This window comes from Sphingomonas sp. (genome assembly GCF_039595165.1).
Taxonomy (GTDB): Bacteria; Pseudomonadota; Alphaproteobacteria; order Sphingomonadales; family Sphingomonadaceae; genus Sphingomonas.
Window position 1 is genome coordinate 1 of record NZ_JBCNMA010000046.1, and the last position, 24058, is coordinate 24058.

The window sequence follows — 24058 nt, forward strand, 5'->3', positions numbered from 1 at the left end:
CTCGTCCTGCGGGAAGATCGGGAAGCTCGGCAGCGCGCTGGTGACCGCCTGCCAGAAGGCGGTGAGCCGTTCGACCCGGCGCTCGGGTGGGTTGCCCGCGACGATCGCGGCGTTGACCGCGCCGATCGAGATGCCCGCGACCCAGTCGATCTCGATTTCGACTTCGGCCAGCGCCTCGATCACCCCGGCCTGATAGCTGCCGAGCGCGCCGCCGCCCTGGAGCACAAGCGCGACGCAGTCAGGGAGCGGGAGCGGACGCTCGCCCTTCGACCTTCGGCGTTGCGGTTCGGCATCGGCCATGGCTAGGGTCTGAACTCCATCGTAGCGAGGTCGAGACGGAGCGAATTTTGGCGCTGGGCTAGGAGCAAGGAGGGGGCGATGGAGTTCCATCGTGACCGACGCGCGACGACGCATGGCGCCAAAGGACGCCCGCCGCTGCGCGGTCGCCCGTGGAGGGCCAGCGAGCAGCGTCGCTTGCTTGCGCGTAGCTCTGCTACGCGATTGCGCCGCGCTCCTTGTCGCTGGCCTTCCACGGGCGATCTCGATCCTCGTTCCGATGGAGTTTAGACCCTCGGTCATGCCGCGCCGCAGCGAGAAGGGCAATGCGGGAATGGGGCAATCGCGCATATTGCAAATCGGCGTGCAACGCGCGGCGGCTTGGGGCATTGTCACGGACAGGAAATGACGAAGGGGTGAGCGCCATGCGGCTCGACGATCTCGATCCCAGCGAAAATGTCCGCGACCTGGGGCAGGGTAGCGGCGGCGGCTTCGGCGGGGGCAATATCCTGCTTGGGCTGCTGCCGATGCTGCTCGGCAGCCGGCTCGGCTGCGGGACCATCGCGCTGATTGCGATCGGCGTCGCGATCTTCATGGCGATCGGTGGCGGCGGCGGACTGCTCACGGGCGGCGTCGCACCCGGTGGCGGCAGCGGCCAGCAGCAGGCCGGCCAGAACAAGCCGTGCGATACGCCCGAGGAGCTGCAGGCGTGCCGGGTGATGCGGAGCACCGAGCTGACCTGGGGCCAGCTCATCCAGGGCTATCAGCCGCCGGTGCTGAACTTCTACACCCGCAGCGTCCAGTCGGGCTGCGGCAACGCCTCGTCCGCCGCGGGGCCGTTCTACTGCCCGGCCGATCGTGGCGTCTATCTCGACACCGGCTTCTTCCAGGAGCTGGCGCAGCGTTTCGGCGCAGCGGGCGACTTCGCCCAGAACTACGTGATCGCGCACGAAATCGGGCACCATATCCAGAACATTACCGGCACCATGGAGAAGATCCGCGCGGCGCAGTCGCGGATGGGCCGCGCCGAGGGCAACGCCATGTCGGTGCGCGTCGAGCTGCAGGCGGATTGCTATGCCGGCGTCTGGGCCGCGCGCAACAAGGACCGGCTGGAAGCGGGCGACATCGAGGAAGGGATGCGCGCCGCCAATGCGATCGGCGACGATACGCTTCAGCGCCAGGCGCAGGGCACGGTCGTGCCCGAGAGCTTCACCCACGGCACCTCGGCGCAACGCATGCAGTGGCTGCGGCGCGGGCTCGAGACCGGCGACCCGGCGCAGTGCGACACCTTCCAGGGCGCGATCTGATGCGTCCCGGGCGGTCATGAGCGTCGCGTTCCGGCGGGAGAGCGACGAAGAGCACAAGGAGCCGCGCTTCGAGCTGCCGATCCCTCCCGGTCCCAATCTGGTGACTGCGCGCGGGATCGCGCTGATCGATACGCGCGTCGCTGAGCTGGAGGCCGCCGTCGCCGCGGCATCCGGCGACGAGGCGCGCGAGATGCTGCGGCGCGACCTGCGCTATTGGCATACGCGCCAGACCACCGCCGAGCTCGCCCCGGTGCCGGGCGACGATCTGGTCGCGATCGGATCACGCGTCCGTTTCCGGCTCAACGGGCGCGAGCGGCGGATCGACATCGTCGGGCATGACGAGGCCGACCCCGCGGCGGACCGCATCGCGTTCCAGGCACCGCTGGCGGCGGCGCTGATCGGCGCGGAGCCGGGAGAGCATGTTGACTTCAACGGCCGCGCCGAGGCGATCGAGGTGATCGCGACAGAGGCGATTCCGGACTAGAAACGCTTGAGCAGCAGGTTCCGCCATGTCGGCACCGCGGACCGGAAGTCGACCGCCTCGCCATCGCTGGTGAAGAACAGGCCTGGCTCGGTCTCGACGACCAGGCGGATGCCGTCGATGTAGAGATGACCGCGGCGCTGCTCGACGGTGACCTCCATCGCCGGCTTGCCCCATTGGTCGATCCGGTATTTGCCGAGATAGTGCGTCCACGCGGCCTTGCCGGGTCCGGCCGGGTCGGCGGGACCGTCGTTGCGGTCGAGGCTCGCCTCGCCCTCGGAGCATTCGAAATGCGCGGGGAACGTCCCTATCGCGGGATAATGGCGATAGCGCACGGCATCGCCATCGGCGTTGAGGGTGAACAACTCGTCGGGCGCGGTCATGCGCAGCGGCATGTGCGTCTTGCCCCCGTCGCGGCTGAGGCGAAGCTGGCCCCCGGACTCGCTGATCTCGACGCGAACGCTGCGCCCGACATAGCTGCCGACGAGCGCCCGCGCCGCATCCGGCAGCGGCTGGATCGTGGCGAGGGCATCGGCCGGAAGCCGCGGCACGCGCGCGCCGAAACGCGCGGCGAGCAGCTTGTCGAGCAACGGCATGCCGAACTGGTAGCCGGCCAGTGCCGGGCGGTTGAACAGCGCCGCCAGCGCGACTTCGCCATCGGGACAATAGACGAGGTTGCAGCCGAAGCCGAACCCGCCGCCGCGATGATGCAGCAGCCGCACCGGATGCGATCCGTAACGGCGCTCGTCGCGCATCACCCCGAGCCCATAGTCGCCGCCCAGGCCGAAGCCGTGCATCTCGGCCCATAGCTCCGGCGCGAGGACCTGCTTGCCCCGCCATGCACCGCGCGCAAGCATGAACGCAGCATAGGCGGCTATGTCGCGCGCGGTGGTCCAGACGCCGCCTGACGCGACCAGCGGGGTGACGAGCGGCACCTGCGCATAGCCGCGATGCGTGCCCGCGGCGCGGTTCGCGGCCTTGCCATAGACGGCCGGGTCGGCCGTGCTGGCGCGCATGCCGAGCGGCACGAACAGCTTGCGCCGCAGCCACTCGGCATAGCTCATGCCGCTCGCCCGCTCGAGGATATGACCGGCGAGATCGTAGCCGAGGTTCGAATAACGGTAGCGCTCGCCGACCGGGAAGCGCAGCCAGGTCTGCGCGATGCTGGCGGCATGCGCCGCGAAGCTGGGTGCCGCGGGCTCGTAATTGTTGCCGACCGGTGCTTCATGGGTGAAGCCCGCGCGGTTGCCGAGCAGCAGCCGCAACGTGATGCGCGTCTGCGGCGCGCTCTCGAAGCGGCTGCGCACGGTGAAATCGGGGAGGTAGCGGGTGACGGGCGCGTCGAGGTCGAGCAGGCCTTCCTGCACCGCCAGCAGCACGGCTGTCGCAGTGAAGCTCTTCGAGGTCGACTGGATGCTGAACAGCGTGTCCGGCGTCACCCCGGTACCGTCCGCGGCGCTGCCGAACCCCTCGAGCCAGGCGGGTTCGCCGTTCCGGATCAGGCAGATCGCGGCGGCGCCGATCCCCCCTTCGGTCATGCCGGCGCGGACTGCAGCGCGCTCTGCATCGATCAGCGGCGCGATGTCGGGTGAAGCCTGGGCGAGCGCCGGACGGCCTGCTGCAAGCCCGGCTGCGGCGCCCGCCGCCGTCTGGGTGAGAAGGGATCGGCGATTGATCCGATAGGCCAAGGACCACTCCATGTACGAATGCCGTCGGGGCGAGGACGTCGTACCGTCCAGGACGCCGCAAGCCGCGTCAACAATCGACGAAAAAGGGCCCGGGCGTCGTCGCCCGGGCCCAAAGGCTGGTCGTCCGAAGTGACCTGCCCGGGAATTGTCCTAGTAGGTGCCGGAGAAGCTCCGGTTGAGATAGTGGCTGCCGCGCGTGTCGTCGCGCTCGCCGAACAGCGCGCCGCTGCGCTCCTCGTCGCGCCACGCCGCCTTGGCCTCGTCAGCGCTCTTGCGGATCGTCACCTTGTCGTCGACCGACTCGATCCAGCGCGACGGGATCGAATGATGGTGGCCGCCGGCGTCGGGATCGCTCTTGGTCAGGATGATGCGATCGCCGCGTACCTTGTCGACGGTGCCGACATGCTGGCCGTCGGAGCCGACCACCTCCATGTGCTCGCTAACGCGCTGGAGCGAGCCGCGCTGCGTCTGGCGCTCGCTGCGCCACGAGCCGAACTCGTTCTCGAACTTCGCCGCATTCTCGCGGCGATATTCTTCATAGTCGCGGTCGAGATCCTCGATCTGGCGGCGGCGCCAGCCATGATAGTCGTCGTCGCGGTTCCAGCGGCTGCCGCCTTGACCGCCGTAGCGCTCGTCATAGCGCGCATCCATCGCGCGGCGGCGCTCCGCTTCCTCGTCGCCGAACCACGAGCGTACCTCGTCGCCCGCGCGGCTGAAGAAGTCGCGGTCCTGATAGGCATAGCCCTCGGGGCGGCGGTCATAATCGCGACGTCCGCTGCTGCTGCGGCGGCCTTCGTCATAGCTGCTCGGGCCGCTGCCATAGCCGCGATAGCCGCTCGCGCCGCGGCCATAGCTGCCGCGATCCCAGTCACGGCTGCGATCGCCGTCCTCGTCGCGACCGAAGCGTGAGCTGTAACGGTCGCGGTCGCGCCAGGAATCGCGACCTCGATCGAACTCGCCCGCCGCGGCATATTCGCGTGCGCTGGAGCGGTAACGATCGCGATCGGCATCGTAGCCATAGCCGTAGCCGCGCGATGGCTCACTGTCCCGATTGCCCCCGATCTCGTCCCGGTTCTGGTTGGGATAAGGTTCGTAGCCCATTGGGAATCCTCCTCTTTCATCGGAATTCCGGGCGCGCGGCGTCCACGCGCCCCACGGATGGAAAAAGGATCGGACGGGGCATTTGTTCCGGCGCTCCGCCGCCAGGTTGCGGCGAGGAGAAGCAATCCGCGGCCCAGCCGGAAGAGCGCGCCAGAAAAAGCGCATCAGGGCCGTTGCATCGGCGCGGGAGTGAAGCTAGAGGGACCGCCTTCCGGCACTGCCGGGGTGGAGCGGGGCTGTAGCTCAGATGGGAGAGCGCTGCAATCGCACTGCAGAGGTCAGGGGTTCGATTCCCCTCAGCTCCACCAACCGCGAGATTTCCTGACATTCGACCAGCGCGGGGGCCACGTTGCTGACCGCTGTCACTTGATGGGCGGCGCGCCGTAATAGTCGGGCGCGCCGTCGAGCCGCACGTCGATCCGGTCGAGGATGAAGCCGGGGTCGAGCGCGTGGATGCGCAGGCGATGCGCGCCCTTGGCCAGTTGCCGCACCGGGATCGCGCGGACGGCGGTGTTGGTGAGGACGCTCTGCTTCCACTCCTCGCTGCGCCCGAAGGTGCGGAAATCGAGCAGCTGTACCGGCCCGTTGTCGAGCTGGACGGCGATGCGCAGCCCGTTCTCCGAGGTGAGCGGATGGACGGGAATGGCGACGATGCGCAGCTCCACGTCGCCGGCGGTGGGCACCTCGAAGTGATAGTCGAGCGGCGCGACGCCCGCCGCGTCGCCACGCGAGGGCAGGTCGAGCTTGGCGCGCAAGGCTGCACCGCGAGAGCCGAGGCCGGGGACGACTTCCCAATCCGGGGCCGACGCACGCGCCGCGGCGAGCGAGACGATGCGGTCGATCCGAGGCGCCGGATCCGGAATGCGGCGCGCTGTTCCCCCTGCCGCCACCCGCGGATAGAGCGGTTCGTCGAACACCGGCAGCCGTCGCGGCGCCATATCCATCATTCCGCGCCACTTGCCGTTGTTCCGGCTGTTGTAGCTGGCCGTGTCGGCAACGATCCGGGCGTGCGCGGCCTTGGCCTGGTCGGCAAGCGCATTGACGCCGGCCCGGCCCTGGCGCGTGTAGAGCGCGGCGAGGTCGAGGCTCAGGTTGCGCTCGTTGAGGCTGGCGGCCGCGCGCACTGGATAGAGCACCAGCTGGAAGAAAGCGTCGCGGCGGTCGGCGGGGAGCGCTTCTGCCAGCGCCTCGGCGCGGACGGTGATCGCGCGATAGCGGTCGATCCGCGCCAGCGCCTCGCCGCCGCCGGTGCGGACATAGTCGCCGATCTGGTTGGGTCGCGTCGGCTCTGTCTGGCCGAAGCCCATGAATTCGGGCCGCCGCTCGAAGGCGAGGTCGTAATATTCGGTCATGATCGCGGCGATCTCTGCCGCGCTCGCCGCGCCGAACTGCGTCGCCGCCCAATCGGTGAGGTGCCGGCCCGGCGCCGACGCGATCGCTCGGGTGTCGAAGGCGAGGTCGAGGAAAAATTGCGTGAGATACTCGCCCGGCTTGATGTCGCCGACATTGACCACCCAGAGCTTGCGCGCATCCATCCGCCAGGCACGGTCGAGCTGCTCGCGGATCAGCGCCGGGTGGGTGGTGCCGAGCCACAGATAGTCGTGCGGCCGGCCCCAATAGGAGATGTGGTAGTAGATGCCCGACCCGCCGCGGCGCCCGCGCTCAGCCGGCGTCGGAAGCTGGTGGAGATAGCCGTAATTGTCCTCCGGCCAGACCAGCGTCACGTCCTCGGGCACCTTAAGGCCCGCGGCATAGACGTCGAGCACTTCCTTGTAGAGCGTCAGTACCTGCGGCACCTGATCGGCGGGCTTGCCTTGCGCCGTGGCGAGCAGCTCGCGCTGGATCGCCATCACCTCAGTCATTGCTTCGCGCGCCTTTTCCGGCGTGTCGGCGCCCTCCATCGCGGAGTCGTGCTTGCCGCGCAGCCCGATCGTGTAGATGTTCTCGAAGCGCTTCACGTCCTCCGCGCGGCGGCGCCAGTAATCGACCATCTTGGTGCGGTTGGTGAAGAAGTTGAACGCGCCGTCCTTCTCGTCCCACTCGCGCACATTGTTGCGCATCATCGGCTCGGCATGCGACGTGCCGACCACGATCGCATGGTCGCGCGCCGCCTCGGCATTGCCGGGGATCTGATAGAAGGGCTTGGTGCTGTCATGCATCGCCGGCCAGATCAGGTTGGCCTTCAATCGCCACATCAGCTCGAAGATGCGGGTATAGGTCTTGGGGCCGATATCGCCGGTCTCGGGCTCGTAGGTCCTCGCCGCCCAGGGCTGGAGCCCCCAATCCTCGTCGTTGAGGAAGATGCCGCGATATCGGACCGACGGCGATGCCGAGAGCTTGCGACTGCCGTCAACCGCGAGTCGCTTCGCGCGGCGCGGCGTGACATCGGCCCACCACTCCCAGGGCGAGACTCCGATCTCGCGCGTCAGGTCGATCATCCCCCAGATCGCGCCGCGCGTGTCCGAGCCTGCGATGAGCAGATAGCGCCGCGAGGGCGCGCGCTGCGATCGGGCGAGCAGGCGAGTGTAGCGTTCCCACTGGCCGCGCAGCTTCGACAGGTCGACCCCCGTCTCCCGCGCAACCGCGCGGACGAGCGCCGTATCCTGGGCGCCGAGCACGATGCACAGCCGCCGGCACGCTGCGAGATCGCCCGATACGAGCGGTGCGATCCCGGTAACCTGCGTCAGGTCGCGCGCGAGCAACTCGGCGGCGAGCTGCGCCGGGCGCTCGCCGGAATGTACGATCGCGGCCACCTCGCGGCCGTCGAACAGCTCAACCTGCTGGGCCAGGGCCACAGACGGAAGCAGCGCTGCGAAAGCGAGCGCGACGCGGATCAACTGGACGAACTGCACATAACCTTCCTCTCTTGGTCAGGCCAATCTATCAAATCCGACCGATTGACCCACCCAAAAAATGAGACAGGGTTGCATGATTTGGGTTATCACCACCGGAATCGATTGACCGCCCACACGGTCACTGGCTAATAGTATTAGTAATATAAATTGGAGGGGCGTAGTGGCGGGTCGGGCAGTTTCGCTGATGGTCGCGATGGCGGCGATATCCTGGGCCCCCGCGGCGCTCGCGCAACAGGCGCGCGAAACCCAGAATTTCGCCGCGCCGGTCAAGACCTTCGGCCGCGTCTCGTTCGACGCCCGCTCGCTGATGATCGACGGCAAGCGCACCGTGATCTGGTCGAGCGAGATGCACCAGTTCCGGCTGCCCAGCCCGGACCTGTGGCGCGATATCCTGCAGAAGATGAAGGCCAACGGCTTCAATACCGTCGCCTTCTATTTCGACTGGGGCTTCCACAGTCCCAAGCAGGGGGTCTACGATTTCTCCGGCATCCGCGACATCGACCGGCTGCTGACCATGGCGGAGGAGGAGGGACTCTACGTCATCACCCGCGCCGGCCCCTATGTGAACGCCGAGCTCACGCGCGGCGGCTTTCCCGGCTGGCTGGTCAACCAGCGCGTAAAGGCGCGCACCGATGCGCCGGAATATCTCGAGGCCGCCGACGAGTGGCTGACGCAGGTCCATGCGATCATCGCGCGGCACCAGATCAACGGCGACGGCAAGGGCAATCGCGGCACCGTCATCCTTCACCAGATCGAGAACGAGCTGGCGGTGACGACTCCGTCGCAACGGCGCTACATGGATCATCTCTACAAGAAGGCGCGCGCGGACGGCATCAACGTGCCGATCTTCCACAACGACCAGGGGCGCAACGGCTATTGGACGCCGGAGGATTCGAAGGTCGAGCAGGTCGTGCCCGGCCCGGTCGATCTCTACGCGTTCGACGGCTATCCGGGCGGCACCTGCACCGTCGAGGGTAAGCCGACCCGCGGCAGCGCGGCGCCCGACTGGGGCTATTACGGTCCCGGCGGGGCGAAGGGCGGCGCCTCCGCCTCGCCCAACACGCCGGGCTTCCTCGCCGAGTTCGGCGGCGGCTGGTTCGACTATTGGGGCTCGAACGGCGGCTATGAATGCAACGCGATCCAGCGCGGCAAGCGCTTCCAGCGCGTGTTCTACGGCACCAACCTCGCCAACGGCATCAACATCCAGAGCTTCTATATGGGCTATGGCGGCACCAGCTGGGGCTGGCTGCCCGCGCCGGTGGTGTTCACCAGCTATGATTACGGCTCGGCGATCTCCGAGCCGCGCGAGGTGCGCTCGAAGCTGGTCGAGATGAAGCAGCTCGGCGGACTGATCGCGACGGTGCCCGATCTCGCGGGCATGATCCCGGCGGGCGCGCCGACGATCTCGTCGGACAAGGTGCAGGTCTATCACAACAAGTCGCCCGAGACCGACGCGCGCTTCCTGCTGGTCACGCACAAGCCCTCGAACGGGCAGGGCAGCGACCGCTTCACGATCACCGCCGACCTGCCCGACGGACGCTATACCTTCCCGCAGGGCGAGCCCATGCAGCTCAACGGGTTCGATGCGAAGTGGCTGGTCGCGGGTGTGAATGTCGGCGGGCAGCGGCTGGTCTATTCGACCTCCGAGCTGCAGAGCGCGGTGAAGCTCGACGGTGCCGACCTGCTGCTGATGTACGGCCGCACGGGCGAGCCGGGCGAGACCGTGCTGCGCTACACAAGCGCGCCCAAGGTCGAGGTGATCGAGGGCGAGGTCGCGAGCAATTTCGATGCTGCGAAGGGCGATCTGCGCCTCGACTACACGCACCGCGGACGCGCCATGGTGCGGATCAGCGGCGCGGGCAGGCCGCCGCTTACCTTGCTGCTCACCGACGAGGACGAGGCCGGCACCTATTGGACGCACGACACGGCGGCCGGGAAGATCCTCGCACGGGGTCCGGCATTGATCCGCAACGCGACGGCCAAGGGCGGCGTGCTGGCGCTGACCGGCGATACCTCGGGCGAGACCGCGCTTGAGGTGTGGGCGCCGCGCGCGATCCGCTCGGTGCGGTGGAATCGGACTGCGGTACGCATCACGGCGACTGCACACGGCAGCATCGCGACAACGACGCCGCTCGCCGGACCGATGGATTTCGCTCTGCCCGCGCTCACCGACTGGCGCGTTGCGACCGGGTCGCCGGAGGCGCAGCCCGGCTTCGACGACAGCAGCTGGCAGGCGATCGATCGCCGCCGCGCGGGCACTACGACCGCTTGGGCCGACGGCCAGCCGACGCTGGTGATGGATCCCTATGGCTTCCACGAGGGCGACGTCTGGTATCGCGGCCGCTTCGCCGGCGGGCCCGAGGCGGAGACGCTGTCGGTCTTCTATGGCGGCGGCGCGGCCGGCATGCTCCAACTGTGGCTCGACGGCGAGTTCGTCGGCCAGCACGAGATTCCCTCCGGCCAGCCGCGCCCGATCACGCTCGGCGGGACCGACTTCCCGCTCCCCGCCAGGGCGCGCGCGCAGGGGCAGCACGTGCTCAGCGTGATGGTGCGCAACAACGGGCACAATTGGGATCTCGATGCCGACGATTTCCACAAGGAAGCGCGCGGGCTGATCCAGGCCTCGCTGGGGCCGGCGGGGGGGCGCAGCTTCGCGGTGCCGATCGCGTGGAAGATCCAGGGGCGCAAGGGCGGCGAGGACCTGGCCGACCCGGTGCGCGGCGTGGCCAATAATGGCGGCCTCCATGGCGAGCGACAGGGCTGGCATCTGCCGGGCTTCGACGACGGAAAGTGGGAGCGGACGCCGGCGCCGCCAGCACAGCTCGCGCCGGGCACGACCTGGCACCGTGCGCGCTTCACGCTCAACGTGCCCAAGGGGCAGGACGCGACGATCGGCCTCGCCTTCGGAGATACCGGCAAACCGCGCTCAGCAGCGCGCTATCGCGTGCTGATCTTCGTCAATGGCTGGAACATGGGCCAGTTCATCGCGCATGTCGGCCCGCAGCGGGTGTTCGCGGTCCCCGAGGGCATCCTCAACCACCGCGGCGCGAACAGCATCGCGCTGGCGGTGACCTCGGACGGTCAGCCGGGCAATGCGCTCGAGCCGGTCCGGCTGGTGGCGATGCGCAACGTCAAGGGTGGGCTGCCGGTGCGGATGGTCAGCGCCCCGGCGACGCCGGCCGAGCTCAAATAAGGATCAGGCGGGAGGCAAGGCCGCGATGAAGCGCGCGGCCTGGGCGGCGACCATCTCGGCAGTCGCGCCCGGCTTGTAGAGCGCCGAGCCGAGGCCGAAGCCGGCGGCGCCCGCTTCGATCCACGGCGCCATATTGTCCGGCGCGATCCCGCCGACCGGGAGCACGCGTGTGCCGCCCGGCAGCACCGCGCGCATCGCTTTGAGCACCGCCGGGCTCGACGCCTCGGCGGGGAACAGCTTGAGCGCACGCGCCCCGGCCGCCAGCGCCGCGAACGCCTCGCTCGGCGTCGCGATTCCCGGGAGCGACACCAGCCCATCGCGGACGGACGCCTCGATCACCTGCGCGTTCGTGTTGGGCGAGATGACCATCGTGCCCCCCGCCGCGCGCACCGCATCGACCTGTGCCACGTCGAGCACCGTGCCCGCGCCGATCACCGCGCGCCCGGCGAAGCGTTCGGCCAGTCGCGCGATGCTCTCCAGCGGATCGGGAGAGTTGAGCGGCACCTCGATCAGCGTGAAACCGGCCGCCACCAGCGCTTCACCGATCGCCTCGACCTCGTCGGGCTTCACTCCGCGCAGGATCGCGATCAGCGGACAGGCGGCGAAGGCGGCGTCGAACTCGGCAAGGGTACTCATACTCGGTCTCCGATCGCGATGATTCCCGCCACGAACGCGGCGTGGCTGTCGACCAGCCGCGCCTGCCCGCCATTGGCCTCGATCGCCAGCGTATAGAGCGCGCCCAGCGTTGCGTCGGACAGCAGATGCACGGTCTGCCCCGGCGCTTGCTCCAGCCGCGCCGCGACGTCGCTGCCGATCAGCAGTCCGCTGGCATAGCTCGCGGCATCGGCATCGCCGCGCTCGCCGAGCAGCCCCGCGGCACGGATGCCGAACAGCGATCGGGCGAGGTCGCGCTTCCGCCCCTCGCGCACGCCGTCAAGAAAAGCCTCGCCGGCGACCACCTCCGCCTGCAGCTGGCGCGCAAGCAGGCCATGCTGGCGCAGCAGCGCGAACAATTCGCCGGTCATCGAGGTGCCGAACCGAATGATACGGCCGCCTGCGATCCCCACCCATTTGCAATGCGTGCCGGGCTGGGCGAGCAGCGCGTCACGCGGCACCAGCCCCGCCTCGACCGCGCCGAGCAGCTGCACCTCCTCGCCGCGCATCACATCGGCCGGATCGCGCACCGCGACGCCCGGGACGATCGCGGTGCGTTTGTCGATCGCGAGCAGATTGGCGGCGAGCGCGTCGATCCCCGCGGGCGCCTCGACATAGGGCGCTTCGCGCCAGCCGACGGTCGAGCCCACCATGCCCGCCATCAGCAGCGGCAGGTCGCCGAACCGCGCGCGGATATCCGCCGCCTCGCCCACGAAATCCTCGACGGAAAGCACGCCGCGGCCGTCCCGTTCGGTGCGGACGACTGCGCCCGCCTCGATCAGGTAGACCCGCCGGTTGGTCGTCCCCCAGTCGACCGCGAGGAATCGGGGGCCGAAGCTCACCACCAGATTGCGTAGAGGATCACGAGGATCACGACGATCACCACCGCGGCGATGTTGAACCCGGCGGCGGTGCGGAAGGTCACGCCCTCCATCGTGATGCGGTTGCTTGCGGCCGGGGCCGGGCGCAGCAGCGACACGATCATCGCCAGTGCGAGCGAGGCGAAGAACACGATGCTCATGCGATTGATGAACGGCACCGCATTGAGCGCCGCCGACCCGCCATAGTCCGCCGGGAACCAGAAGATGAAGCTCAGCACCACCGAAGCGACCGCGCCGACCAGCGCCCCGGCCTCGGTCGCGCGCTTCCAGAACAGGCCGAGCAGGAAGATCACAGTGATGCCCGGCGTCACGAAGCCCGAGAATTCCTGGATATACTGGAACGCCTGGTCGAGGCTCCCGAGCAGCGGCCGCGCGGTCGCCATCGCGATCACGATCGCGACCACCGCGGCGATGCGGCCGACCAGCACCAGCTGGCGCTCATAGGCCTGCTTCACCGCCGCATCGTCGCCAGCCGGGGCCGGCTTCGCCTTGGCATAGAGGTCGAGCGTGAAGATGGTGGCGATCGAATTGATCTTCGACGCGGTCGAAGCGATGATCGCCGCGATCAGCGCCGCGAAGACGAGGCCGAGCAGGCCAACCGGCAGCAGCGACATCATCGACGGATAGGCCTGGTCGGGCTTGGCGAGCCCGGGCGCGAGCACCACCGCGGCGATGCCCGGCAGCACGATGATCACCGGCATGAGCAGCTTGAGGAACGCGGCGAACACGACGCCTTTCTGCGCTTCGGCCAGGCTCTTCGCGGCCAGCGCGCGCTGGATGATATACTGGTTGAAGCCCCAGTAGCTGAGGTTCGCGATCCACATGCCGCCGACCAGCACAGCGATCCCGGGCAGATCCTTGTAATGAGGATTGTCGGGCGAGAGGATCATGTCGAAATGGCCCGGCAGCCGTTCGGTCAGGATACCGAAGCCGGCGAGCGGTCCGGCGCCCGCACCGATCTTGTCGAGCGTCAGATAGGCGATGACGAGCCCGCCGAGCACCAGCAGCGAGACCTGGACGATGTCGGTCAGCGCCACTGCCTTGAGCCCGCCGCGCAGCTGGTAGAGCAAGGCGAAGGTGCCGAGCGCGACCAGCGCGATATCCTGGTTGATCCCCGCGACCTGGGTGACCGCGATCGAGCCGAGCCAGATGATCGAGGTGAGGTTCACGAAGATGTACAGCGCGAGCCAGAAGATCGCCATCACGGTGCGGATAGTCGGCCCGAAGCGCTGCTCCAGGAATTGCGGCATCGTGTAGATCTCGTTGCGCAGGAAGATCGGCAGGAACCACTTGCCGACGATCAGCAGCGTCGCCGCGGCCATCCACTCGTACGAGGCGATGGCGAGGCCGATGGCATAGCCGGATCCGGACATGCCGACGATCTGCTCGGCCGAGATGTTCGCCGCGATCAGCGAGGCGCCGATCGCCCACCAGGGCAGATTCTTCGAGGCGAGGAAATAGTCGCTCGAATCCTTCTCGTGCCCGGCTCTCTCGCGGCTAACCCATTGCGCGAGGCCGAAGATCCCGATCGCATAGGCGATCACGACGATCACGTCGATTTGTGACAGCGTCGTCATGCAGCCTCCCCTGGCGTTTGATCCTACTTATCGTATTAATGTTGTGAGTCTAGCGATAGCATAAGGTTCACGCTAAGAACCTTTCAACACGTGAATCGAGGCCAGTCAGGTGCGCATCCAAGTCTCTGCCGCGGAACCCGATGCAGCGAACCAGCTCGGCCGCAACCTCACTTATGGCATGCTGGAAAGCCTGGGGCGGGCGATCGTCACCGGCCAGTATGACGATCGTTCCTTTCCAACCGAAGCCGAGCTCACCGTTCAGCACGGCGTGAGCCGTTCGGTGACGCGCGAGGCGGTCAAGATGCTGACCGCCAAAGGGCTGCTGAGCGCACGGCCGCGGCAGGGCACGATCATCCAGCCCTCTTCGTCGTGGAACCTGTTCGACACCGATGTGCTGCGCTGGCTGCTCGAGCGGCAATTCTCGGTCGAATTGCTCCAGCAGTTCAACCAGTTGCGCGTCGCGATCGAGCCCGAGGCGGCGGCGCTCGCGGCGCGGTTCGCCGGCCCCGACAATCTCGCGCGGATCCAGCAGGGTCTCGATCGCATGAAGGTGGCCGAGGACGGGTTCGACGACGCTTTGGAGGCGGACATCGCGTTCCACGTCGCGATCCTGCGCGCGTCGGGCAACCCCTTCTACGCGCAGTTTCGCGATGTCGTCAGCACGGCGCTGCGCACCTCGATCCGGTTCACCAACCGCATTAAGGGCCACAGCGCGAGCCTCGCCGACCATGGCGCGGTGTGCGACGCGATCCAGCGCGGCGACGCCGACGCCGCCCGCGCCACGATGCGCGCGCTGATCCAGGACGTGCTCGACCTGATCGAGGAAGCGGCGCCCCAGCTCAAGGAGCGCTCGGCCGCCAACGGCTGAGATCCGCGCCGCAATCCATGCACATGTAACGAGAGGAAGCGCGCAGTGAGTGAAGCTTATCGGCTGGGTCTGGTCGGGCTCGGCAAGATCGCGCGAGATCAGCATCTGCCCGCGATCGCCGCGAACGGCCGCTTCGACTTGGTGGCGATCGCCAGCCGGAACGCCCAGCTCGACGGCGTCGCGAGGCATGCGACGATCGACGAGCTGATCGCGGCCGGTCATGGCATCACCGCGATCACGCTGTGCACCCCGCCGGAGGGCCGCTACCATCAGGCGCGCGCCGCGCTCGAGGCTGGGCTTCACGTGATGCTCGAAAAGCCGCCCGCCGCGACGCTCAGCGAGATCGCGGACCTCGCCCGACTGGCGGCGGAGAAACAGGTGACGCTGTTCGCCACCTGGCATTCGCGCGAGGCCGCCGGGGTTGCCAGCGCCAAGGCCTGGTTGCGCGATCGCGCCATCCACGCCGTGCGCATCACCTGGAAGGAGGATATCCGGCGCTGGCATCCGGGGCAGGAGTGGATCCTGGCGGCGGGCGGGTTCGGCGTGTTCGATCCCGGCATCAACGCGCTGTCGATCGTCACGCAGATCCTGCCGCAGCCGCTGCTGCTCGAGCGCGCGGCGATGGGCGTGCCCGAGGGCCGGATGTCGCCGCTGACCGCGTCGCTGGCGATGCGCTCGGGCGATGCACCGGTCAGCGCGGAGTTCGACTTCCTGCAGACCGGGCCACAGAGCTGGGACATCGAGATCGACACCGACGCCGGGCTGCTCAGGCTCGCCATGGGGGGCAGCGAGCTGACCCTGCCCGGCGCGGCGATGCAGAAGGCGCCGGACCGCGAATATGCGGGTCTTTACGCGCGGTTCGCCGAGCTGATCGCCCGTGGCGAGAGCGATGTCGATGTGCGTCCCCTGCAGCTCGTCGCCGATGCGTTCCTGGTCGCCGAGCGGCAGACGCTGGCGCCCTTCGAGTTCTGAGCGGCGCGGTGCCGAGCCGGCGGGCGATCCTTCAGGCCGGCTTCGCCGCACCGCTGCTTTCCGGCGTCGCACCCCTGCGCGAGTCGCATCCCGTGCGCCATGTGCGGGTGGACGCGCCGTTCGACATGCCGGGCATCGCCGTGCCCGACTTCTCGGCGAGCCGGCATTTCCCGATCACCGATTTCGGCGCGGTGCCCAACGACCAAGCACGAACGAGCACCGCCATCGCACGCGCGATCGACGCCGCCAGTGCGGCGGGATCGGGCGTGGTCGTGGTGCCGCCCGGCGTGTGGCCGACGGGCAAGATCCACCTCAAAAGCAACGTCAACCTGCATGTCATGCGCGGCGCGACGCTGCTCTTCTCGTCGAATCCCGCCGACTATCTCCCTGCGGTGCCGACCTCGTGGGAGGGGATCGAGTGCTACAACTACTCGCCCTTGGTCTACGCTTATGGCTGCGAGAATGTGGCGATCACCGGGGAGGGCCGGCTCCAGGCCAAGCTCGACGTGTGGCGGCTCTGGTATGCCCGGCCCAAGGCGCATCTCGATGCCTTGATCGCGCTCAACACCATGGCGGTGAAGCGCGTGCCCGTTGCCGAGCGCCGGATGGCCCATGCCGGCGCCGACCTGCGGCCGCATTTCATGCAGTTCAACCGCTGCCGCAACGTGCTGGTCGAAGACGTCAGCATCGAGGACAGCCCGTTCTGGGTGCTTCATCCCCTGCTGTGCCGCGACGTCGCCATCCGCCGCGTCAAGATCCGCGCCCATGGCCACAACAATGACGGCGTCGATCCTGAGATGAGCGAGAATGTGCTGATCGAGGATTGCGTGTTCGACCAGGGCGACGACGCGATTGCGATCAAGTCAGGCCGCGACCAGGATGCATGGCGGATCGGGGTGCCGTGCCGCAACATCGTCATGCGCCGCTGCCGCATCAGGAACGGCCATCAGCTCGCCGCGATCGGTAGCGAGCTGTCGGCGGGCATCGAGAACGTCTTCATCGACGACTGCCATTTCGAGCGCGGCGAGGTGGCGGCGAAGACGGCGCTGATGAACCTGCTGTTCGTCAAGACCAACGAGCGCCGCGGCGGCTTCGTGCGCAACATCTTCATGTCGAACATCACCGCGACGCGGATCGCGGGCGCGGTGCTGAGCGTCGAAACCGACGTGCTCTACCAGTGGCGGCATCTCGTCCCGACCTATGAGCGGCGGCTGACGACGATCGAGAACCTGAACGTCCGCAACGTCGTGGCGGACGAGGCCAAGTCGCTCTGCGCGATCAGCGGCGCGGCCGAGATGCCGGTGCGCAAGGTCGCGCTGCGCAACGTGCGGGTCGTGAAGCTGCTGGGTCCGCCGGTGATCAACAGCAATGTCGAAGGCTTCTCGATCGCCTGAGCGCGTCAGCAGAGCCAGGCATGCGGGGCGAGCGCGGCGAGCTCCTCGGCGGCCAGCGGGCCGCGCTCGATCGCTGCCAGGTTCGCTTCGAGCTGCGCGCGGGTGCGCATCCCGACCGCGACGGTGGTCACCGCCGGATGCGACAAGGCGAAGCGCAGCGCGATGGCGGGCAGCGGCTCGCCAAACGGCGCGACATCGCTGGCGAGCTTATTCACTCGCGCCAGCGTTTCCGTTCGGTGCGCATCGTAGAAATAGCCGTCCCGCCAGTCGTGCGGCGTCAGCGCGGGGCCGCCTCCACGCCAGCCGAGCGCGCCGAAATAGAGCGGCGAACGCGCGATCACGCCGGCATCGTGGTGCTGACAGAAGGGCAGCAATCCCGCCGCGCCGGCGTCGAAGATATTGTACATGAGCTGGACCGAACCCACCGCCCCGCGCGCGACTGCCTCCGCCGCCGCGTCGAGATCATGGTCCCACAGCGAGATGCCGTAGCCCGCGATCTTGCCTTCTTCGCGCAGGCGCTCCAGCGTCTCGCGCCAGTCGCCCTCGTGCAGCCATTCGGGGCACCAGGCGTGGAGCTGCTGGAGCCCCAGCCGCTCGACGCCGAGCGTGCGCAGCAGCGCTTCGGTCTCGGTGCGGATGTGGCGGCCGGGATAGGCCTGCTGCGCGGAGATGTGCGGTGAGGGCAGGTCGAAACGGACGCGCGAGGCGACCCGGGCAAAGACATGCACGCGGCCTCGCGCGCCGGTGCGAGCGAGCACTTCGCCGAGCAGGACAGCTGCGCGTCCGCTGCCGGCGTCGAGTTCGACCGCATCGAGCCCGCGTTCGATTGCGCATGCGATGATGGCCGCGGCTTCGCGCTGGTCCGCCCCGGGGGAGGCCAGCGCGTCGGCACCGAGCGTGCAAACCGAGACGTCGAGGCCGGTGCGCCCCAATCGACGGCGCGCGATCATTCGGCGTCCGCGGCCGCGGTGATGACGAGCTGGAACCCCGGCGTGGCGCGGTTCGCCCAGGACGAGCGATGCCAGGTACCGGGCCGGGCGGGAGTCTCGACGCGATGGATGCTGACCGCTCCGGGTGCGATCTCATATTCCTGCGCGCGGTCGCGGATGAAGGGGAAGGCGCCCGAGGCCATCGCCTCGAGCTGCGCCGGGCGATGGGCCCAGGCCTGCTCCACCGGCACGCCGCTGCGCATCACGCGCGTGTCGAGGCGGCCGAGCAGCGGATGCTCACGGCGCATATAGGCGCGGTGCAGCGCGGCATCGACATTCGCGGCGGGCGTGACGCGCATCCCGGCTGGGCGGCCGATCGGCCAGAGCAGGCGGAAGGCGGCGCGCTCGTTCACCCGGTCGACATGCCAGACCAGGTCGCCCGGCGCGAAATAGGTGCGGATCGCGATCGCAGGGCGGCTGCCTACCAGCCCGCCCGCGAGCTCGGCCAGCGCGTCGATGTCCGCCGCCAGCAACGCGCGTTCGCTGGTGAAGGCGTCGGGGCCGAGCAGCTTGTCCGAGACGAGCGCGAGCGCCTCGGTCGGCGCCAGCCGGTTGAAATCGAGCTTGAAGCCCGGCTTGGCGAGCAGTGCGGCGATGAAATCGCGATAAGGCAGGTCGTCGAGCGGGGGGCGGAGAATCTCGACCGTACCGAGCGGCGACTGGCCGAGCAGGTGGCGGACCGTGCCGGCATCCGTGGCCGGCGATGCGCGAACGATCCCGGTGCCGCGGTCCGCGCTCACGGCGCCGGGGTTCGCCCGCGCGCCGCCGCCGCTTCCTCGAGCGAAAGCTTGCGGACAATCTGGACCAGGCAGCGCTGGAAACCGCTGCCGCTGGCATTGGGAATGAGCAGCTCGGCCGGCCGGCCCGGGCATATCCGATCGCCACTGCGCGCGCGGATGCCAATCCGGAGCGCCCAGTCGACGTCGGGGCACCCGGCGCCGAGGGTCAGTTCCCAGCTCTCGCGCTGGCCGATGTTGAGGATCGCGCGATCGGGGCCGGCATCGCTGAAGCCGGTGACTTGCGAGCCCCAGAAGCATTCGCGCTGGGCGCTCGAAGCGGTCGCCGGCTGGTCGGCCGCGCAGGAGGCGGACAGGATCGCCACCGGAAGCAGGGTGAGGATTGGACGCATCGGTCGCATCTCCCGATCAGACGGCGAAGCCGGAGCAGGTGTCTTCGAGCAGCGCCCGATACCACGACTCGCCCGGCTGCACGCAGCTTTCGAGCTGGGCGTCCCTTGTGGAGACGCCCGCCGGTCACTTCCCGCCGAACTGGACGCGGACGCCGCCCATGATGCGGCGGCCGCCATAGGACATGCGCATGATCTTCGGCGCGCCGTTGGCGAAATTCTCGTAGCCGCCGGTCGAGGTGATCTGTGCCTCGCGGGTCATGTTGCGGCCCTCGACATAGATTTGGAAGTTGCGATTGATGTTGTACGAGATCTTGGCGTCGATGAACGACGTCCCGTCGCGGAAGCGCGGCACGCCGGGATTATAGGGCAGGCGCGTATTATTGTCCTGGTTGACCGCGCTCGGATAGTTGAAGCTGACGTTGTTGCCGCCGCACGGCGTGATGCAAGTGAAGGTCTCGCTGCGCTTCTGGTAGGCTACGCGGATGTTCAGATCGCCATCGTCATACCAGAGCGAGGCGTTCCAATAGTCGCGCGATTCGTCGCGCGGGGGCATGATGTCGCCGGTCAGCGGATCCTGCTCGCCCTCGGTCGCCGACGACTGAAGACGCGAATAGTTCACGTCGGCACCGGTGTACCGGAGGAACCAGGGCAGGAAGGTGAAGGCGGTCTTGGCCTGGAACTCCCAGATGGTGCGCTTGTAGCCCGGACCATTGTCCCAGGTCGGAACGGCGAATTCGAGGTCGGCCAGCGGCTCGCCGGTAGCTGGGTCGGTCGCGTCGGTGCCCTCGAACGGGCGATAGTTGCGGGTCACGCCGATCGGGTTGCCGATCTTCACGTCGAGCTTGCCATAGGTGACCGAGAGCAACGTATCCTTGTTGGGATACCATTCGAGGCTGGCATTGTAGTTCCACGCCGTGAACGGCTTCAGGCCGGGATTGCCGACGCGGCCGCTGCACCCGTAGATATCCTCACCGTCACCATCGAGCGTCTCGCGCTGGTCGATCGTGCAGGTGCCCGAGGGGATCAGGCGGCCGATATTCGGCCGCGCGACGGTCTTGCCGCCGTACAGGCGCAGTACGATCGATTCGTCGAACGCCCAGAGATTGAGGTTCACGGTCGGCAGCCAGTCGGTCGTATTGCCCTGGAGCACCGCGTTCTGGCGGACCGTGGTCGTGTTGATGCCTGCCGTGTTCCCGGGATCGAGCGGGTTGAAATTGCCATTGGTCCGGATCGAGGTGAGCGTCAGCACGCCCGAACCCTTGACGGACGTGAACACGCCGCGAATACCGACATTGCCGTTGAACAGCAGGCCCAGGGGCAGCTTCTGCTCGAACTCCGCCATCGCGTAGAAGTTCTTCACTGTTTCCTCGGTGCGCGTAACGGGCTGGGCATAGACGTTGCCGTCGCTGCCCGTGCACTCCTTGAGGCAGTCGAAGTTCATATTGGCTGCTCCGCCCAGCGCGGCGAACAGGACATCGGTGCGGATGCCGTTCCATGCGGCTGGCAGATTGCCACGGTTGGGCAGGTCGCCGAAATATTCCGAAGCCGCCGGATCGATCGTGCGCTGGAACAGCGCGCGCAGTTCGTCGACGGTGAAGGTATCGACACCGAACAGGGTGGTGTTGGTCGTGGTGATCGCGGTGTTCGGGGTATAGCCATAGTTGCATGGCACGACCGAGGTAGCTGTCGGCTGGCACGCCCGGTACGAGCCGCGCAGGCTCATCGTCGGCACCGAGATCGGCGGCTGGTAGTTGGGATTGCGGGTGCCGTCCGGAAGCAGGAAGTCGCCCACTGCGTCCTTGACGATATAGCCGCCGCCGCCCCAGCGATCGAGCTTGCTGTTGCGGTATTGGCCGCCGGTCTTGATCCGCGTGATGAACGGAATCAGCCCCTCGGTCTTATAGGTAAAGTCGATCTTGGCGAGCCGCTCCGACGATTCGCCGAGTGCGGGCGAGTAGGACGCGCTGAAGCTTGGCGAGACCAGCGGGAGCTGGAGCGGCGAATAGGCCGGGCTTCCGGTCGGGTTGTTGACGTTGGGCGTCACCGCGGCCTGTGCGACGCAGGTCGCCGGATTGGTGCCGCCGGAGACGCAGGGCGCCTGACGAAGCTGGACGAAGTTGTTGATGTCGCGATCGTCGAAGCCGGCCGGCAGCTGGACGTCCCACAGGCCGTTGTCCTGCAGCGTCAGCGTCGCGTCGCCATAGAAGGCGCTGCGTGCGGTGCGCATGTCCGCGCGGCTCGACTCGGCCGAGGTAAAGCCGGCGAAGCCTTCGATATCGAGGCGGTCGCCATTATATTCGAAGCCCGCCTGCGCGAACTTGGTGCGCGTGCGGATCTGGTTCTCGATCTGGTCGATGCCGATCGTGTTGTTGGTGGTCGTCATCGACGTGACGTTGTGGTTCTCGTCGACCACGACGCTGCTCGGGATGACGTTGAGCACGTTGCCGATCGTGGCGTTGTTGCCCTGGTTGACCAAGCCGTCGAAGAGATAATAGCCGGCCGGCGCGGCGGGCGAGACCGAGCGGATGCGCGGATAGCCAGTGGTGGTATCGACGAAGGTGCCGGCGACGTTGCGGCCGCATGCCTCGGTCGGCAGACACACCGGCGTGCGGCTGCGGTTCTGGTCGTGGACGTTGCGGCCGCTGTATGTGCCCTTGACGAACACGGTGAGATTGTCGGTCAGCTGATAGTCGAACCGCGCGTCGAACGCGTAGCGCTCGTCGGTCTGCTCGTTCATGAAGTGGCGGATCAGCGACGGCGTCGTGTCGTTCCACTGGTTGAGGCAGGTCTGCTGCTCGAGAATGCGCTGCGAGCGGATCGCGGTCGAGGCGTTCGACGCGGCGTGCGGGAACAGCGTGAAGCAGTCCGCCTTCGATTTGGCTGCGATCGACTTGGTCAGCACCGAGCGCGGCGTCTCGCTGCTGTTGGCGAACGCGACGTCCGCGGTGTCGCCGCCGAGCGTGGCGAGATTGTATTCGAACGTCTTCTCGGGCGAGTTGTCGAAATCGATGTCGCGCGCATAGTTGCGGTTGTTGCTGGTCGTCTGCTCGTAGCCGTGGCCGTTGTTCTGGATCTTCGAATAGCTGCCGCTGACGATCACGCCGAGCCGGTTGTCGAAGAACTTGCGCGAGGCGACGCCGTTGAAGTCGGGCATCCATTCCTTGCCGAGCGAGTTCATGTTGGCGCCGGCGCGCAGCGTGAAATAGGGTTTGGCGAAATCGAGGCCGGTGCGCGTCTTGATCTGCACCGTGCCGCCGAGTGAGCCTTCGGTCATGTCGGCGGTCGAACCCTTGACCACGTCGATGCTCTTGACGAGCTCGGCGGGGAGTTCGCGCAAGTCGGCGCTGCGGGCACTGTCGGAATTCAGCGCGAGGCCGGTGGTGCTGGTCATGCCGACGCCGTCGAGCTCGACGCGCGTCAGGTCCGGGCCGTTGCCGCGGATCGCGACCGAGTCGCCCTCGCCGAATTCGTTGCGGCCGAGCGCGACGCCCGGGATGCGCGAGATCGCCTCGGCGACGTTGCGGTCGGGGAAGGAGCCGATGTCGTCGGCGACGATCGAGTCGGTCGCGGTCTTGGCGTTCTTCTTGCGCGCGTTGGCCGATTGCTGGCTGGCGCGCGAGCCGACGACGACGACGTCCTCGACGGCTTCGTCGCTGGTTGCCGACCCCGCCTGGCTGTCCGGCGGACCGGCTTGCGCCAGCGCCTGCGGGCCGCACACCATCAGCAGACCCAGAACCGACCAAGATGCCGATGCCCCCATGCGGCGACGCAGATTCAAACGTTCGGACATTTCCCTCTCCACCCCTGTCTATTCTCCGTTTCCGACGCGAGGGCTGTTGTCGGTGACCCCACCCGGAACTTCAGATGCCAATCCTCCCAAAAGGTGAGACTGGCTTCGAAATATAGATACCACCCGGACTCAGTTTGCAAGTTTATATTATAAATCACCCCACCATTTTGTGGGAATCTCGTTGGATTCTGGCGGGGGAGGCCAGCATCGGCGCGAGGGATTCCGCAAGACCTGTCATACCGGTCTTGGTGCAGTGGCGGGGCGGCTGCGCTCGTGGTGGTAGTCTATGCCTGCGTTGTGATCCTCCCCCACGTGTCGTCCGCGCGACAATTCGGTCAGGCCAATCTAGCGGGGGTATCCCAGATTGCCTATCCAAAAAATGGGCATCATGTTCAACATTTGGGACGCGTCATCCTCCTGCCGTCGAAAGGCGGTGATGAAGAATTGACGGATGGTTTCTCACTAAATAATTCTATATCTCACATAATGGCAGTGAACTCGGGGACGGGGACGCAGGCGCCGCGAGATGGTTCCGATCGGGAGATCGGACGAAAGGGGCAGGATGCATTTTCCGAAGATCAAGCAAGTGCGGGCGTACACGGTGCGTGGTGGGGGTGCGGATTATCACGACCAGGGTGCGGGGCACTGGATCGACGATCATATTGCGACGCCGATGGCGCGGTATCCGGAGTATCGGGCGTCGCGGCAGAGCTTCGGGATCAACGTGCTCGGCACGCTGGTGGTCGAGCTCGAGGCCGAGGACGGCACGGTCGGCTTCGCGGTCACCACCGGCGGCGAGCCGGCCTGCTTCATCGTCGAGAAGCATCTCTCGCGCTTCCTGATCGGGCGCAGCCCGGCCGAATATGAGAAGATCTGGGACCAGATGTACTTCTCGACGCAATA

At 67.5% G+C, this 24058-nt stretch carries 17 protein-coding genes, 1 tRNA gene and 1 pseudogene; 8 read left to right on the plus strand and 11 right to left on the minus strand.

Features of this window, described 5'->3' with window-relative positions; all coding sequences use genetic code 11:
* The coding region (locus ABDV68_RS09960; RefSeq protein ID WP_343519731.1) for a patatin-like phospholipase family protein at positions 1 to 300 on the minus strand (300 nt) is incomplete at its 3' end.
* 401 nt (positions 301 to 701) lie between these two features.
* Here ABDV68_RS09960 and ABDV68_RS09965 point away from each other — a divergent pair.
* The gene (locus ABDV68_RS09965; RefSeq protein WP_343519732.1) at positions 702 to 1583 is read left to right on the plus strand and encodes a neutral zinc metallopeptidase; all 882 of its coding nucleotides are present in this window, start codon (positions 702 to 704) and stop codon (positions 1581 to 1583) included.
* Positions 1584 to 1599: 16 nt separating this feature from the next.
* Positions 1600 to 2067, plus strand: coding sequence for a GreA/GreB family elongation factor (locus ABDV68_RS09970; protein WP_343519733.1), 468 nt, complete (start codon positions 1600 to 1602; stop codon positions 2065 to 2067).
* On the opposite strand, the gene ABDV68_RS09975 is transcribed toward ABDV68_RS09970, so the two are convergent.
* Both ABDV68_RS09975 and ABDV68_RS09980 read right to left on the minus strand, forming a co-directional pair.
* Positions 2064 to 3752 carry a serine hydrolase domain-containing protein gene (locus ABDV68_RS09975; RefSeq protein WP_343519735.1) on the minus strand — a complete coding sequence of 563 codons (1689 nt, stop codon included), beginning with the start codon at positions 3750 to 3752 and terminating at the stop codon, positions 2064 to 2066. The genes ABDV68_RS09970 and ABDV68_RS09975 overlap by 4 nt on opposite strands.
* Before the next feature lie 150 nt (positions 3753 to 3902).
* Positions 3903 to 4853 (minus strand): DUF2171 domain-containing protein, encoded by a 951-nt coding sequence (locus ABDV68_RS09980; protein WP_343519736.1) that lies wholly within the window; start codon positions 4851 to 4853, stop codon positions 3903 to 3905.
* Between the two features lie 232 nt (positions 4854 to 5085).
* On the opposite strand from ABDV68_RS09980, the gene ABDV68_RS09985 reads away from it, so the two are divergent.
* Positions 5086 to 5161: transfer RNA gene (locus ABDV68_RS09985), tRNA-Ala, on the plus strand.
* Positions 5162 to 5215: 54 nt separating this feature from the next.
* Here ABDV68_RS09985 and ABDV68_RS09990 read toward each other — a convergent pair.
* A complete protein-coding gene (locus ABDV68_RS09990; protein ID WP_343519737.1) occupies positions 5216 to 7705 on the minus strand; it encodes a glycosyl hydrolase 115 family protein in 2490 nt (829 codons plus the stop codon).
* Between the two features lie 187 nt (positions 7706 to 7892).
* Here ABDV68_RS09990 and ABDV68_RS09995 point away from each other — a divergent pair, with 187 nt between their 5' ends.
* Positions 7893 to 10901 (plus strand): beta-galactosidase, encoded by a 3009-nt coding sequence (locus ABDV68_RS09995; RefSeq protein ID WP_343519749.1) that lies wholly within the window; start codon positions 7893 to 7895, stop codon positions 10899 to 10901.
* A gap of 3 nt (positions 10902 to 10904) precedes the next feature.
* On the opposite strand, the gene ABDV68_RS10000 is transcribed toward ABDV68_RS09995, so the two are convergent.
* The 3 genes from ABDV68_RS10000 to ABDV68_RS10010 are packed head-to-tail and all read right to left on the minus strand — an operon-like array spanning position 10905 to position 14013.
* Positions 10905 to 11537 (minus strand): 2-dehydro-3-deoxy-6-phosphogalactonate aldolase, encoded by a 633-nt coding sequence (locus ABDV68_RS10000; protein WP_343519738.1) that lies wholly within the window; start codon positions 11535 to 11537, stop codon positions 10905 to 10907.
* The gene (locus ABDV68_RS10005; protein ID WP_343519750.1) at positions 11534 to 12403 is read right to left on the minus strand and encodes a 2-dehydro-3-deoxygalactonokinase; all 870 of its coding nucleotides are present in this window, start codon (positions 12401 to 12403) and stop codon (positions 11534 to 11536) included. Before ABDV68_RS10005 ends, ABDV68_RS10000 begins: the two co-directional genes overlap by 4 nt.
* On the minus strand, positions 12394 to 14013 hold the full coding sequence (locus ABDV68_RS10010) for a sodium/solute symporter (protein ID WP_343519739.1): 1620 nt from the start codon (positions 14011 to 14013) through the stop codon (positions 12394 to 12396). Before ABDV68_RS10010 ends, ABDV68_RS10005 begins: the two co-directional genes overlap by 10 nt.
* A gap of 178 nt (positions 14014 to 14191) precedes the next feature.
* On the opposite strand from ABDV68_RS10010, the gene ABDV68_RS10015 reads away from it, so the two are divergent.
* Genes ABDV68_RS10015 through ABDV68_RS10025 form a run of 3 tightly spaced genes read left to right on the plus strand, consistent with a single transcriptional unit; the run spans position 14192 to position 17247 of the window.
* Positions 14192 to 14881, plus strand: a complete 690-nt coding sequence (locus tag ABDV68_RS10015; RefSeq protein ID WP_343519751.1) for a FadR/GntR family transcriptional regulator — start codon at positions 14192 to 14194, stop codon at positions 14879 to 14881.
* Positions 14882 to 14926: 45 nt separating this feature from the next.
* Positions 14927 to 15853, plus strand: coding sequence for a Gfo/Idh/MocA family oxidoreductase (locus ABDV68_RS10020; protein ID WP_343519740.1), 927 nt, complete (start codon positions 14927 to 14929; stop codon positions 15851 to 15853).
* Positions 15854 to 15861: 8 nt separating this feature from the next.
* Positions 15862 to 17247 carry a glycoside hydrolase family 28 protein gene (locus ABDV68_RS10025; protein ID WP_343519741.1) on the plus strand — a complete coding sequence of 462 codons (1386 nt, stop codon included), beginning with the start codon at positions 15862 to 15864 and terminating at the stop codon, positions 17245 to 17247.
* 5 nt (positions 17248 to 17252) lie between these two features.
* On the opposite strand, the gene ABDV68_RS10030 is transcribed toward ABDV68_RS10025, so the two are convergent.
* The 4 genes from ABDV68_RS10030 to ABDV68_RS10045 all read right to left on the minus strand — a co-directional run bounded on the left by ABDV68_RS10030 (position 17253) and on the right by ABDV68_RS10045 (position 23155).
* The gene (locus tag ABDV68_RS10030) at positions 17253 to 18197 is read right to left on the minus strand and encodes an aldo/keto reductase (protein WP_343519743.1); all 945 of its coding nucleotides are present in this window, start codon (positions 18195 to 18197) and stop codon (positions 17253 to 17255) included.
* Positions 18194 to 18976, minus strand: coding sequence for a hypothetical protein (locus ABDV68_RS10035; protein ID WP_343519744.1), 783 nt, complete (start codon positions 18974 to 18976; stop codon positions 18194 to 18196). The genes ABDV68_RS10030 and ABDV68_RS10035 overlap by 4 nt, the downstream gene beginning before the upstream one ends.
* Positions 18973 to 19365, minus strand: coding sequence for a DUF6491 family protein (locus ABDV68_RS10040; protein WP_343519746.1), 393 nt, complete (start codon positions 19363 to 19365; stop codon positions 18973 to 18975). Before ABDV68_RS10040 ends, ABDV68_RS10035 begins: the two co-directional genes overlap by 4 nt.
* 124 nt (positions 19366 to 19489) lie before the next feature.
* The gene (locus ABDV68_RS10045) at positions 19490 to 23155 is read right to left on the minus strand and encodes a TonB-dependent receptor (RefSeq protein WP_343519747.1); all 3666 of its coding nucleotides are present in this window, start codon (positions 23153 to 23155) and stop codon (positions 19490 to 19492) included.
* Positions 23156 to 23717: 562 nt separating this feature from the next.
* Between ABDV68_RS10045 and ABDV68_RS10050 the strand changes: the two are divergent.
* A pseudogene (locus tag ABDV68_RS10050) lies at positions 23718 to 24058 on the plus strand (L-rhamnonate dehydratase); the annotation flags it as partial.

Excerpts from the sequence above, each read along its gene's own strand:
- ABDV68_RS10000 (WP_343519738.1), bottom strand. The coding sequence starts at position 11,537 with ATGAGTACCCTTGCCGAGTTCGACGCCGCCTTCGCCGCCTGTCCGCTG.
- ABDV68_RS10015 (WP_343519751.1), top strand. The coding sequence starts at position 14,192 with ATGCTGGAAAGCCTGGGGCGGGCGATCGTCACCGGCCAGTATGACGAT.
- ABDV68_RS10030 (WP_343519743.1), bottom strand. The coding sequence starts at position 18,197 with ATGATCGCGCGCCGTCGATTGGGGCGCACCGGCCTCGACGTCTCGGTT.
- ABDV68_RS10040 (WP_343519746.1), bottom strand. The coding sequence starts at position 19,365 with ATGCGTCCAATCCTCACCCTGCTTCCGGTGGCGATCCTGTCCGCCTCC.
- ABDV68_RS09980 (WP_343519736.1), bottom strand. The coding sequence starts at position 4,853 with ATGGGCTACGAACCTTATCCCAACCAGAACCGGGACGAGATCGGGGGC.
- ABDV68_RS10045 (WP_343519747.1), bottom strand. The coding sequence starts at position 23,155 with ATGTCCGAACGTTTGAATCTGCGTCGCCGCATGGGGGCATCGGCATCT.
- ABDV68_RS09965 (WP_343519732.1), top strand. The coding sequence starts at position 702 with ATGCGGCTCGACGATCTCGATCCCAGCGAAAATGTCCGCGACCTGGGG.
- ABDV68_RS09995 (WP_343519749.1), top strand. The coding sequence starts at position 7,893 with ATGGTCGCGATGGCGGCGATATCCTGGGCCCCCGCGGCGCTCGCGCAA.
- ABDV68_RS10010 (WP_343519739.1), bottom strand. The coding sequence starts at position 14,013 with ATGACGACGCTGTCACAAATCGACGTGATCGTCGTGATCGCCTATGCG.
- ABDV68_RS09970 (WP_343519733.1), top strand. The coding sequence starts at position 1,600 with ATGAGCGTCGCGTTCCGGCGGGAGAGCGACGAAGAGCACAAGGAGCCG.